The following is a 12,383-nucleotide window of genomic DNA, read 5'->3' as shown; positions in this document are numbered from 1 at the left end:
CAGATTAATCGCTCCTGTTGGCGAAGCAGCGCTGGTATCAACGCCTGCTACGTACGCGTAAAGCGTTGAGGGGGCGTTCTCAGTTGCTCGCGCGAGACCAGCCGAACGTAACCGTGATTGATGTGCTCGGCACCAGTCGACAAGAGTGTCGGTCAGTAGCAAGGCGGTCTTGCCAAGTTGTTCGGAAACGTCGAGCCAATTTTTGTTGCCAACGGGATTTCGGCGTTAACCATCGCTAGCGGTTCCCGTCTGAGCGAAATCGCTTCGAAGTTTCTTAAATTTTGCTGTGTACCCCTTCCATGCATGGTGACCTGGGGAACGATATGAGTAAGCGGGCTAAACGCAAAAAGGCAGAGACGCTCGCACTACCAATGTTCGGGAGAGTTGGAATTGGCGCAGTGGCCGTCGCCGCATTGGGGTACTGTTTGCTGTCTCCCCCGACGAGCGTGCAACCGATACGGAAACCGTCCGCGCACCAGGCCATGGCGTCGTCAACTCCGGTTTACGTGTCAACTCCAGTTCATGCATTAGCGGCAGTTCCGGCTCCGGCTCCGACTCCGGCCCCGATTTTGTCCCCCGCGCCTCAATTTGAAACCCCAAAGGCCGCTGACGCTCCCGGAGCATTTGTTCGGCAGGTGGTTGACTACGCCAGCCACCAGACGCCGGGCACCGTGATCATCGATACCAAGAACACATTCCTTTATCTCGTCCTGAACGACGCGCAAGCGATGCGCTACGGCATCGGTGTCGGCCGCGAAGGTTTCACATGGTCCGGTGAACAGACTGTGGCCCGTAAAACAGAATGGCCGGATTGGCGTCCGCCTGCAGACATGCTTGTGCGTCAGCCTTATCTGCCGCGGTTCATGGCAGGCGGTCCCGGCAACCCGCTCGGCGCTCGGGCGATGTATCTGGGCGAGACCGAATTTAGAATTCACGGCACCAACAAGCCCGATACGATCGGGAAGCGGGTTTCGTCCGGTTGTATCCGGCTGACCAATGAGGACGTCGTGGACCTTTATGAGCGGGTGAAAGTCGGAGCGAAAGTGATCGTGCTTCCGCCAACAGCTGCCCGCCGACCGTCCCAGGGAGCGCCGCCCGACGCCGCTTTCCGATCACCGGACCCGGCATCGCCGTCAAACCGGCCCTCGGCAACTAACGCGCAGATGCTGTCATCTGGACCGAAGATCGCCGAGGCCCATTAGCTCAGTCCTCCGTCCTCGGTTTGCAACTGAGGAGAGGAGGACCATTTCAAGTTGCGGTTTTTAAGTCAGCTCTGATCCTTGGCCGACAAGGGTAGTCTATGCGCATGTCCGCTTTTCGCCCGGTCGTCATGGCGAATGGCTGAGCCCGGCCGCGCCATTTCCCGGCTCGATGTCCGGCGAAAAGTGCTAGCTTATCGCGTGGGGGCGCACCGGAAATCTTCCAAATGGATCGGTATCCAGGCGATCAATTCCCTTATGCGGCGTTCTTCTGGCCTGCGATCGTCGCTGCATCGGCCGCTGAAACCGCCTCGTCCGTCGCGGCGCAGCTTCTTGGATTGTCAACCGACGCTGGTGGCGCCAGTCCTGCGCAGGAGCCGGAAGGCGCCACGCCAAGCACGATCGCGCTGGATCTGCACAGCGTCCGGCTTCGTGACTTTACGGTGGGCAGAAGCGGCGTTCCCACCCTGCTGTGCCCACCGCTCGCGCTGCATGGCGCCGCTATCGCCGACCTTGCGGCCGGCCACAGCCTCGTTGCTGCCCTCCGCGGCGCCGGAATTGAACGGCTGTTCATGGCGGATTGGCGCTCTGCCGGCGCTGACATGCGATTTCTCGGAGTCGACGAGTATCTTGCCGATCTCAATGTCCTTGTCGATCATCTCGGCGGCCTGGTCGATCTCGTGGGGCTTTGCCAGGGCGGCTGGTTATCTCTGGTCTATGCGGGACGATTCCCGGCCAAGGTGCGCAAGCTTGTGATGGCCGGCGCGCCGATTGATATTGCCGCGCAGCAATCCGGTTTGTCTGCTATCGCCGAGGCGACCCCGCGGTTCGTGTTTGAGAGCCTGGTCAAGTCAGGCGATGGGCTCGTCATCGGCCGCAAGGTCGCGCCGTTCTGGGGGAACGAGACTGACCCGAAGGATATCAGAAACGCTCTGCAGAGTGTGCAGCCGATCGGCTCGCCGGAATTCACCCGACTCGAAGCCATCTTCAAGAACTGGAATTCCTGGACGATCGACGTTCCCGGAAAATACTATCTCGAGATTGTTGAGAAACTGTACAAATGCAACGCGCTCGCCAGCGGAAACTTCGTCGCGCTGGGACAAGAGATCGACCTCTCGCGGCTGCTGCTTCCGATGTATCTGCTGGCCGGGAGCGCCGACGACGTGGTCGCCCCGCAACAATTGCTTGCAGTGCAACGGCTGGTAGGAACGCCGGCGGAATCCCTGCGCCACGCGATCGCCCCGTGCGGCCATCTAAGCCTTTTCATGGGGAGGCGGACGCTTGAAGAATATTGGCCCGGGATCGCGCGCTGGATGAAGGAAGCTGAATGAGCCTGGTGACGTCCGCTGATAGAAGCTGACGGACGTCGAGCTTCCAGCATGCCCGTTTGTGCCAAGAGCGGCCGTCCTCCTTGATGCCTGACAAGGAACCTTGCTCCGCGCAAGCGTCCCGCGTTCCGTTCAAATTTTCCGCTACCACACCAAAGCCGCCCAAGGGACAAGCCAGAACCGCGATTCCATCGCAAACATGGCGAAGTCTTGATGTCTGGTCTGATTTCGACAGCGGAATTTAGTGGGGTTCAACAATGTCGAAGACGCACCAGGGCAAATCCGGCGGTAAGCCCCGCCAGCGCAGCCGGAAGACGGACCAGCAGAGCCGGAAGTCAGAACAACAGCCAAGTCCGAATCTTGATCCGCAGAATGAAGCTCAGATCGGCCCAATGATGGCGTCACCTGAGGTTTCCATGGCGATGGCGTTACCTGAGGTTTCCACGGAAATGGTGTCACCTGAGGTTTCCACGGACGACACAGCCGCGCCTGCGGCCGTCATCGGCGAAGTTGAACAGGCGGATGTGCCCTCGATTGTCGCAGTTCTTCCGGCGAACGAGGACCCAGTCAGTATTCAAGAGAACCCAGTCAGTATTCAAACCATCGCGAATGCGTACCGGGACTACACCAGGATGTCGCTTCAGGAGAGCGGGTTGCTCGTCGAGAAGCTCATCGGCGCGCGGTCGTTCGACAAGGCAATTGAGATTCAGACCGAATTTGCAAGGCAGGCCTATTTGACGTTTGTTGCCGAGACGCAAAAGATTTGCGAGCTCTACCGCGAACTTGCCAGGCAGACATTCACATCTTGGGGGACCATGCGACCAAGGTGAACCAGGCCGCCGATCACGACCGTTCCTTCCGGAGAGCACCCATCCGATGTAAATTGTTGAAGCAATTGCCCTGCAAACGTGGCCAGCCTAGGATGCCCAAAAAAGGGCGGACCATGGCGCTTATCAGGACGATCGACACCGGGCTCTATCGGATCCCGCTGACCGTTAGCCTCTCCGACAGCACGCACGGCCAAATCAACGCCTTCGAATTGATCACGTGCCGTGTCCGCGATTCCGACGGGGCCGAAGGTGTCGGCTATACCTACACGGTCGGCCGCAATGGCGGCGCGATTGCCGATACGCTCCGGCGGGAAATTCCCGGACTGATCGAGGGTCGCGAAGCTGATGACACGGAGGCGATCTGGCATCATGTCTGGTGGGCGTTGCACTATGGCGGCCGCGGCGGGCCGCCCGTGCTCGCGCTCTCCGCGCTCGATATCGCGCTGTGGGACCTCAAGGCCCGCCGTGCCAACGTGCCGCTGTTTCGTTTGCTCGGCGGCTTTGACGCGCGCGTACCCTGTTACGCCGGCGGTATCGACCTCGATCTTTCCGTGGAGGCGCTGCTGCGGCAAACCGACGACAATCTCGCCAAGGGCTTTCGCGCCATCAAGATGAAGGTCGGGCGGCCCGATCTCGCCTCCGATGTCGCGCGCGTGCAGGCGATGCGCAAGCATCTTGGCGACGGTTTTCCGCTGATGGCGGATGCCAACATGAAGTGGACGGTCGAGGAGGCGATCCGCGCCGCGCGCGCCCTGCAACCCTGCGACCTGACCTGGCTTGAGGAGCCGATCATTCCCGATGATGTTGCCGGCCACGCCCGGATCATGGCGGCCGGCGGCGTGCCGATCGCGGCGGGCGAAAACCTGCGCTCGCTCTGGGAGTTCAAGAATTATATCGCGGCCGGTGCGGTGTCGTATCCCGAGCCCGATGTCACCAATTGCGGCGGCGTCACAGTCTTTATGAAAATCGCGCGCCTCGCCGAAGCGTTCAATCTTCCGGTGACCAGCCACGGCGCGCACGACATTACCGTCCACCTGCTGGCAGCCTGCTCAAACCGCTCCTATCTCGAGGCGCACGGTTTCGGGCTCGACCGCTACATCGAGCTGCCGCTCGTCCTCGAACAGGGCATGGCATTGGCGCCGCCGCGGTCTGGCCATGGCATCACCTTCGACTGGGAGCGGCTGGCGCACGTCGCGTCATAGGGTCGGAGAGGCCGGAAAAAAACTTCTGCTGTTCAATGCGCTGGTCCACGCCGAGTTGACCGATGTCCGTTTTGCGCCGCGGCAAAGCTGGACTGGCATCGCAGCGAGCGCCTCACGGCAAACGAAGAAGGCCCCGTGGGGACGGGGCCTTCAGACGCACTGGAAGCTGCTTTCGTCTCAGCTCACTTTTTCTTGGCCGCGGGCGCGGACGCGATGGGCGCACTGGCGCCTGCGTTGGGCGGAGCGGCGCCTGCTTTGTGCTGGTAATCAGGGCCCGCCATTGCAGTCGGCTTCTTGGCTTTTGGATCAACCGCGATGGACGCACTGGCGCCTGCGTTGGGCGGAGCGGCGCCTGCTTTGTGCTGGTAATCAGGGCCTGCCATTGGAGCCGGTTTCTTGGCTTTTGGATCAACCGCGATGGACGCACTGGCGCCTGCGTTCGGCGGCGTGGCGCCTGTCTTGCTGGTTTCCTTCCCCATCATTGGCGCGGTCTGAGCCAACGCCAATGACGATCCAAGGGCAAAGAACGAAATGGCTGCCGCCGTAACGAGTTTCTTCATGTCCGCCTCCCATTTAATAAGTGATCAAGAAAGGACAGTTTGTTCCACGGCGACGCAGCGGTCAAACTTGATTTTGCGGACCAACGGTCGCAGCACGACATCATTGCGACGCACCAGACCAGGCCAGGGCAACGACCAGCGCCGCCATGCTGCAGCCGCGAAGCCGCGTTCAGGCTACTATCGACGCCCCCGGTTGAGCCCGGTACGATGCGGATTAATGAAGCGGCAGAAGACTGCTCGGTAGCGGCCACGAGGTTTCAGCAAGGGGGGCGGCAATGGTGTGGCTGGAACGTGCAGTGCTGGCGGCGGCGATGATGGCGGCGATGGGTACGCCCGTCGCGGCGGAAGTGCTCGACGCCACCTATCGCGGCACCATGGTATGCGACAAGCTGCCGTTTACCAGCGACAAGATGCGCGAGGCCATCGAGGTCACGATCAGCGGCAGCACCGCGCGCTACACGCACGTGGTACGGCTGCGCAACGCCGCCGTCGAGGCCACGGCCGAGCAGGGCACCGGAAAAATCGACGGCCAGAAAATCGATCTTCAGGGCACCTGGAAAAGCGGCAGCCGCGAGTACCAGGCGAAATACAGCGGCAGCTTCGTGCGGCGCAGCGCCAACCTGAAGGGCACGCAGACCTGGACCGACGGCGGCAAGACCGTCACCCGTGCCTGCGCGGGCGCGATCAAGCGACCGCTCAAGCCATTCCTGCCGCGCGACAAGAAGCAGGGCGCCTCGAAGTGAGGTTGTGCTGTCCTGTCGCGACGGAAGCCAGCTTCTCCATGAACGATTGGGCGCCGGGAAAGACCTCGCCTCCCTGGCCAGGGGAGGCGAGATCAGGCAATTCAGCTTTCGGCTTGCTGAAATCAGCTGCGGGGGATCGGGGGGCTGAAGCCGCCGTTGAACGAAAGCAGCTTCGCGATCTGCTGCGGCGTCAGCAGGTCGTGATTCCGGGGAATGTGCGGATGCGCAATGGTGCTGGTGCCGATCAGGGAAGTGACGCCACCTGAAGCGGTCGCAAGCTCGGTGTCGTTCAGAAGTCCGGTATTGCTGGTCATCGGTTTGCTCCGTCGTGTCCGACCGGGGCGATCATCGCTCCGTTTCATCGGTGAGCAGGACAATGCCCCCGCCTGCCGCCCCGCGCTGTTCCCTGGGGAACAAGACTTGCGTCGGGCGCAGTCTGCTGTTGGCCAGATCGGCATTGGCCAGTTATCGCTTCTCCCGCATGCATGCACGCACAAACACGACTTACCTTCGCGGCGCGGTGAAGCAGAAGGAGGAGGAGAGGGGCGACACCGTGTTTTTACGGGGTGCGAGGCTTGGGCTGTTCAAGATGCATTCATCATGCGCTGTCTATTCAGCGCCGGGGGTGGCAGACTGTTTGTGATGGGACCGTTATGTCGCTTGCCCCTGATGATTTCGATCCGCTGGCCGTTGTTATTGACTGGCTCGACGCATGTCGATCAGGCGACCTCAATGCTTTGCTCGATCTCTACGACGAGCGCGCCACCCTTGAATGCGATTGCGAGGGTGCGCGCCTGACCGGGCGAGAGCCGTTGTCGGCTTACTGGACCGGCAAACTGCAAAACCAGCTCCCGACGGCCTTTACCCTCGACGATCTGACGGTGACGGAAGACGGCATTTGGGTTGATTATCGGAACAACAAAGCCAGTCTGGTGCGGGCGCATTTTCGTTTCAGCCCGTCAGGTAAAATTGAGCGCACCCACTGCGGGCCGTTGGACCAACGGCTGTCGGCATGAACTACATTCGCGAACCGTCGATGATCGCTATCAGGTTCAAACGCGGACGGCGTTAAAGCGGCGACCCTCTTGAGTATCCTGCCGGGAACAAGTGGCAATCCGGGACGTTAGTGCCGACGCTAACACGCTCGCAGACCCTCGATGGGCCACCAAGGTCCCCGCTTGCCGTCCGTCGACTTCTCTGCGTGAGCCCTGCCGAGCACCCGCTCGGCAGGGCTTTTTATATTGCTCGGCAGAGCGGCTAATGGCGACGACAAGTTTTTAGGACGCGGCATCCTCAAACGAGGTCCAAACCTCAAGTACGCCTCATCCGCGATTGGTGATCTGCGAGAGTCGTAAGTTTCACATGGAAGTCACCTTCTGAAGCGCACCGCTAGCCGTGCGAGCGGGCAGGGATTGCAAGGAAACGCCGGCTACCTATTTTTCCCGACCCGGAACATATCTCGCGATCACTGTGTTGACGTGCATAATCGGAGACACGGTCATGGCATCGAGCGCGCGCATTTTTTTTGCAGGGGTGGGAACTACTTTTGTCATCCTGGGAGTTGGCTTTGGCAGCGGACTCCTGATGGCTAACTCGGCGCTCAAGGAGCCCTCCGGCTACCAGGCACGTACGACCACAGAACTGCTGTCCCCCGTCAGGGTCATTCTGCCTACCACGGCCGAGGCGGCCCAGCCGCCGCAACCGCCCCAACAGACATCGCAACAGGCTGCCGTGGTGGGCCCGGCGCCCGAGCCCGTGCAGGCGGCGCAACCGGAAAAACGCGCTGAGAAGCCGGACGCGAAGAAGGCTGAAGCCGAAGTGCGTGAACGCCGCAAGCGCTACGCCGAACGCAAATTAAAGCGCGAGGCCGCGCGCGCCAAGCAGCGACCGGAAACGCGAGAGCACGAAGAAGGCCGGGTCATGGCCTTTGGTGGTGACGACAGTTCGCGCGTGGCGCTGTTCGGCAACTAAGCGAAGAGGGGTTATCGCGTCTTGTGATCGGCGTTCAATCCCCTGATTTTGGCGGATCGCGTTCGCTGACGTCCGGCATCGGCGCATCTATTCCCATCAGTTGCAGTGCAAGCACGAAGGCGGTCCTGACCTGGTCTCCGCAAAAAAACGACGGTAGCTCCGGCGGCGGGCTCAGCCGTGACCGATTTGATCGCTTTGTCGTTTCCGGATGGAAGTGAAGTATCGTTTTGATCGTCCACGGAAGGCGTCCCTCAGTTTCGGCTTTGGGAGACAGGCATCAGCCCCGACGCCGAAGCGATCAGTGACACGCCGGCCAGGAGAACCAGTATCAACACCGCTTTGCGAAACGTTTCGTCGTTGATGGTCCCATAGAGTTTGAAGCCGATCCATATGCCGGCTACCATGAAAGGAAGCCCGATGCCGTACAATTTGACGGTTTCGACCGTGTACGACCCAGCGACGAGTTGCGCGGTCGAGATGATCGCAAATGCCGCAAACAGCACCGGTTGAAACACGGAGCGTTGCTTGTCCCTGGACCAGCCGCGCCACTGGCACGAGATGGTGGAGATGATGCCGCCGAGACCGGTGAGACCTCCGAGCAATCCGTTGGAAATGCCGATGGCAACGTCGGCCAGCGTCCCGATCTTCATTGGCTTTATGGGTGGGCGTGCAAGGCTGTATGTTGCGTAAAGGACGAGCAACACTCCGACGCCGAAGCGCAAGTAAGTCGGATCGATGTGTGTCAACAGCATCACGCCGATTGGGATGCCGATTGCCGTTCCGAGCGTCAGCGGCCAAATGTCTTGCCAGCGCAACTCATGGCCCAGCTTCGCGATGCCGTAGCCTTGCGTGAGCAGCCCGTAGCCGGCAATCAGCGCGGCGGTCTGAATCGGCGTGATGATGTGCAGCCATATGCCGGATACGACGAGGCCCATCGCGAATCCGGAAAACCCGCTGACGAAGCCGCCAAGAAATGTTGCAAGAATAAAGAGAAGTAAAAGGTTTCCATCCATGTTGCTCGCTCCACAGGAAAGCGAGCAGCGCTTGCATGGGGTCACCCACTTCACGGGGAGGCTGCGACGTCCCCAGGCAATACTCTATTGGATTTGGCTTCGGGTTGGCAATGGCTGCGATCGATTGATCGTCCAAAGCTTGCAGTGGCTGGCGGCATCAGTCGTGCCCCGCGCGGGCGAACGGCGAATAAGCGCCTTCGCCCGCACTTCGCTAGACTGCAATTTGGTCCATCGTTATCGACTGTCGGGCCACGTGATGACGTACAAGGGGGCCGTGCGCACTTCTTTAATGATCGTCCTCGATAGGCCCATATCGGCGAGCAGCCGGTCATCGAGTTCGAGAAGTTGCTTATATTGGCGACGTCGTTCCCACCTCAGTGTTAATCCATCCAGCCACGCGAATGGGATTTTCCAGGACCTTCCAAGGTCCGGAAACGCGGGGGAAGCTGTGTCGAGAGTGTTGGTTGGATTGCAGGTAGTGCTGCCGCAAGACATGGTTTCTCCTCCATGGTGGAGCGAAACAACGCTTGGCTGCGGGAGCTCATCGGGCGGTTGTCAACGACCCGAGCGATTTTTCTATCACGCCCACCCCTCGTGTTCAAGCGATTGGCAAACGAGCATCAACTGATGAAGTCGTCGTGCGGTTTGCTTCGAACGCGCATGTTGGCGGACATCAGGCGTCCGAAAGGACGAGAACGCCGCCATGTGTGGGTGAAATGACGTAAAGCCGGTCTGGCGCCACCAGCGCCGTCGTATGTGCGCCCGCGCCGGTGACTGTCCGCATGGCATGGCCGTTGCGCGGATCGATGGAATCGACAAGCCCGGGGTCTCCGATGGCGAGGTGAACCAGACCGGTCGCCGGGTTGAAAAACGTGACATCGGGCGGTCCTCCGATCGGCCAGACGTTGGTGACTTCGCCCGAGGTGCTGCTCATCTCGACCAGAGTTGAGTCATCGCAGGCAACGTAAAGCCGTTCTCTGGAATGATCGATGTCAAGACCATGGGCACCCGATGACGGGATTTTCCAATGCGTCACCGCACCAAGGTCGGGCAGGCGGGCCACCAGTACCATCGAGGGCTCGCGGATACAGAGGAACAGCCGTTCGGCGGCGGCATCGGTGACGCACCAGCGCGGCCGTCCCGGCAGCTCGATCGACACCTGTTTGTGGTCACTCAATCCGTAAACGTGCAGCGTCGGCGCTTCCTTGTCGTCGCCGATGCAGGCGGCGATCCCGAGGCTGGACCGGGCCACGATCACAGCGCCGTTCGGTCGCGCGCCGGATCTGAAGGTGGCGCGAGTTTCCAGCGTGACAGCATCGAGCAAGGCGACGCTGGCGCTGCCGCGGTTGGTTGCCAGAATCTGTCCGTCGTCAGCGACAGCGCCGGCCACGCCCGGAAATCCCGGCAGCGTCGCGATATGCCTGCCGGCGTCGTGGTCGATCACCTCAATGCAATGGCGCGCGGTGTGTGCAATGAAGACACGTCGGCTCTTCGCATCGAAGGCGGCGTGGTCAAACTCGCTGCCCGCGGCTTCCGGTATGGCGATGGTTCTGATTGTTTTCAGCGGCATGTCGACCTCCCGATGAAAGCCTCAAACTAGCTCTTCGTACTGGCGGTCTTGTCGAGGGCAGCGCGAAGTCCGCGGGCAAGTTTCAACGCGTCGTCATTGGCCCAGAAATGAAGGAAGAACAGCCGCGGCTGTTCGTCCAGCATATGGCTGTGAACGGCGGTTACGTCGATGCCGTTCGATCGCAATGCCCTGATCACCGGATTCACCTCGTCACCGGAGAGAACGAAATCGCCGGTGATTGCGGCCTTGCCGCTGCCGGTGGGCTGAAAGCCGATGGCTATCGCCACGCCCATCGGCCCGACCGGGCTCAGCTGCATGCCGTTTTCCGTCACCGGATCGCGGCGCGGCACGGCGAATTGATAGACGCCGCCGTTCGCCTGTCCCTTGACGCCGATGATCTGATCTAGCTGTGCCGTATCGAGTTCGACTGCGGGTGGAGGCGCTGCGGCAGGCGTCGCGAGCGGGGTCTTGCTCACCGCCAGAGCATCGCGAATGACGGTAGCCATCTTCGCGGGATCGCCGTGGCCTCCGACATGCATGTAAAACGTGGCCGGGCTGGCGCGCAGCAGATGATTGTGGACGGCGGTGATCTCAAGCCCGCCTTCAATCATCTTGAGCATGACCGGATTGATTTCAGTCTCCAGCAGCACGAGGTCGCCCATCACCATGGCTTCTCCGTGCATTGGCTTGAACGCGACCCAGCCGCCGAGCGCCAAAGCCGGTTTGATGGTGACGCCGTCGAGGGTAACGGTCAGATCGGTGCGGGGAAAGCCGTAGCGGTGCACGTCACCCGAAACCGCGGGCTTTCTTCCGAACGTGTCATCGACCTTCTTCCAGTCGACTTCCTGGGCGGTCGCCGCGTTCGTGAGGGAGGCTGCGAAGATCGAAGCCACGAGCCAAGGTTTGAGACCCATCTATCTCTCCTTCGGATTTGAGGGGATGTCGGACTGCGGAATAATATCTGACAGGAGAATTTCGGTTTCGAATCCCATCGCGCGTAACGTAATGGCGAAGCCTTCGCTGATTTCCTCTGCACTGCAGAAATAAACGACGGACGAGCCCTCGCGGACGGAATCGATCGGCGCCGGGTCAGCGTCGGTCGGTCCACAAAGAGAAGTTAGAGAAATTGGGAGTTTTCGGTCGTCCATGCGCAATCCTCTCGACAAATCGAGCGTTGCGCAGATCTTGGACGGGGACCGTCTGATGGGGAGTCTGCATTTCCCCGAAGCCGTTTCTAGGCAGAGTGCGTTGCACACGCAAGAGCCGCAGCTTGATCCGGTATCACGACGCTGTGTGCCCGGTTCCTTCAAGCTATTTGGCCTCGCCGTAGGTTACCTCGTCAAACAGCGTGACGCTATCGGCCTTGGTCCATAGCCCCACCCTGCCGGCATCGGCGAACGTGGAATCCTCAACCTCGAATAATTGTTTGCCGTTGAAGGACACGCTGAAGCGCGAGCCTCTGAAGTCGATGCGCAAGCTATGCCACGTGTCGGCCGGAACCTTGACGTCAGTGCCGTAACCTCCCTTGCGCCCGACAATGTCGAGCGCGCTTCGAACGCCGTTCACGGTCTTGTAGAGAACGACATTGTCCTCAAGAGCGTTGGCCCGGGTCACGTAGTAATTGTTCGCGTCTTTCGCCCGCCAGACAATGCCGGCGGCGCGGTCCTGCGATCCCGCGATCGCCTTGAATTTTATCTCGACAAAGCCGTCCTTGATGCTGGTGTCGTTCTTCAGCAGCAGCGGATAGGTTGCCCTGCCGGATTGCTTGAGCACTTTCGATTTTGACGGTGCCGTGTCATCGCTCTCGACCGTCCATTTCGGATCGCCTGATCCTGTGAGGGTCACCGTCCAGCCCTCGGGCGCAACACCGATCCCGGTGCTCTCGAAACTGATCGCGTGGTTTGACATGTCATTCACTCCCATGAGGAAAAGCGTCGCCGCAATGATGGCTCCCCTGAATCTCGCCG

15 protein-coding genes are annotated in these 12,383 nt (G+C 60.6%); 7 read left to right on the top strand and 8 right to left on the bottom strand.

Annotated elements, in window-relative coordinates:
• Positions 1-323: 323 nt before the first annotated feature.
• From ABIE49_RS09695 to ABIE49_RS09680, 4 genes are all read left to right on the top strand, one after another.
• On the top strand, positions 324-1,202 hold the full coding sequence (locus ABIE49_RS09695; RefSeq protein WP_192738779.1) for a L,D-transpeptidase: 879 nt from the start codon (positions 324-326) through the stop codon (positions 1,200-1,202).
• Between the two features lie 224 nt (positions 1,203-1,426).
• Positions 1,427-2,530 (top strand): alpha/beta fold hydrolase, encoded by a 1,104-nt coding sequence (locus ABIE49_RS09690; RefSeq protein ID WP_192738778.1) that lies wholly within the window; start codon positions 1,427-1,429, stop codon positions 2,528-2,530.
• Between the two features lie 254 nt (positions 2,531-2,784).
• On the top strand, positions 2,785-3,357 hold the full coding sequence (locus ABIE49_RS09685) for a phasin family protein (protein WP_192738777.1): 573 nt from the start codon (positions 2,785-2,787) through the stop codon (positions 3,355-3,357).
• Between the two features lie 113 nt (positions 3,358-3,470).
• Positions 3,471-4,559 (top strand): mandelate racemase/muconate lactonizing enzyme family protein, encoded by a 1,089-nt coding sequence (locus ABIE49_RS09680; protein WP_192738776.1) that lies wholly within the window; start codon positions 3,471-3,473, stop codon positions 4,557-4,559.
• 182 nt (positions 4,560-4,741) lie between these two features.
• On the opposite strand, the gene ABIE49_RS09675 is transcribed toward ABIE49_RS09680, so the two are convergent.
• A complete protein-coding gene (locus tag ABIE49_RS09675) occupies positions 4,742-5,119 on the bottom strand; it encodes a hypothetical protein (protein WP_192738775.1) in 378 nt (125 codons plus the stop codon).
• Between the two features lie 275 nt (positions 5,120-5,394).
• Here ABIE49_RS09675 and ABIE49_RS09670 point away from each other — a divergent pair, with 275 nt between their 5' ends.
• Positions 5,395-5,862, top strand: coding sequence for a hypothetical protein (locus ABIE49_RS09670; RefSeq protein ID WP_192738774.1), 468 nt, complete (start codon positions 5,395-5,397; stop codon positions 5,860-5,862).
• A gap of 122 nt (positions 5,863-5,984) precedes the next feature.
• Here the strand turns inward: ABIE49_RS09670 and ABIE49_RS09665 are convergent, their stop codons facing one another.
• Entirely contained in the window at positions 5,985-6,176 is a 192-nt protein-coding gene (locus ABIE49_RS09665; RefSeq protein ID WP_192738773.1) for a hypothetical protein, read from the bottom strand.
• Positions 6,177-6,515: 339 nt separating this feature from the next.
• Here ABIE49_RS09665 and ABIE49_RS09660 point away from each other — a divergent pair, with 339 nt between their 5' ends.
• Positions 6,516-6,878 (top strand): YybH family protein, encoded by a 363-nt coding sequence (locus tag ABIE49_RS09660; protein ID WP_192738772.1) that lies wholly within the window; start codon positions 6,516-6,518, stop codon positions 6,876-6,878.
• Positions 6,879-7,362: 484 nt separating this feature from the next.
• Entirely contained in the window at positions 7,363-7,833 is a 471-nt protein-coding gene (locus ABIE49_RS09655) for a hypothetical protein (protein WP_192738771.1), read from the top strand.
• A 251-nt stretch (positions 7,834-8,084) separates the two neighbouring features.
• Here ABIE49_RS09655 and ABIE49_RS09650 read toward each other — a convergent pair whose 3' ends face one another.
• From ABIE49_RS09650 to ABIE49_RS09625, 6 genes are all read right to left on the bottom strand, one after another.
• On the bottom strand, positions 8,085-8,900 hold the full coding sequence (locus tag ABIE49_RS09650; RefSeq protein WP_354066713.1) for a sulfite exporter TauE/SafE family protein: 816 nt from the start codon (positions 8,898-8,900) through the stop codon (positions 8,085-8,087).
• A 180-nt stretch (positions 8,901-9,080) separates the two neighbouring features.
• Complete coding sequence (locus ABIE49_RS09645; protein ID WP_192738770.1) at positions 9,081-9,341, bottom strand: DUF1127 domain-containing protein; 261 nt, start codon at positions 9,339-9,341, stop codon at positions 9,081-9,083.
• Positions 9,342-9,519: 178 nt separating this feature from the next.
• Positions 9,520-10,416 carry a YncE family protein gene (locus tag ABIE49_RS09640; protein WP_192738769.1) on the bottom strand — a complete coding sequence of 299 codons (897 nt, stop codon included), beginning with the start codon at positions 10,414-10,416 and terminating at the stop codon, positions 9,520-9,522.
• Between the two features lie 26 nt (positions 10,417-10,442).
• Complete coding sequence (locus ABIE49_RS09635) at positions 10,443-11,330, bottom strand: DUF1259 domain-containing protein (RefSeq protein WP_192738768.1); 888 nt, start codon at positions 11,328-11,330, stop codon at positions 10,443-10,445.
• A complete protein-coding gene (locus ABIE49_RS09630; RefSeq protein WP_192738767.1) occupies positions 11,331-11,564 on the bottom strand; it encodes a hypothetical protein in 234 nt (77 codons plus the stop codon).
• Between the two features lie 163 nt (positions 11,565-11,727).
• On the bottom strand, positions 11,728-12,324 hold the full coding sequence (locus tag ABIE49_RS09625) for a 3-keto-alpha-glucoside-1,2-lyase-like domain-containing protein (protein WP_192738766.1): 597 nt from the start codon (positions 12,322-12,324) through the stop codon (positions 11,728-11,730).
• Positions 12,325-12,383: the final 59 nt, after the last annotated feature.

It is taken from the genome of Bradyrhizobium sp. OAE829 (assembly GCF_040546575.1).
Lineage (GTDB): Bacteria > Pseudomonadota > Alphaproteobacteria > Rhizobiales > Xanthobacteraceae > Bradyrhizobium.
Note: the sequence above shows the minus strand (reverse complement) of the source record. Positions and strands in the feature narration are given on the sequence as shown.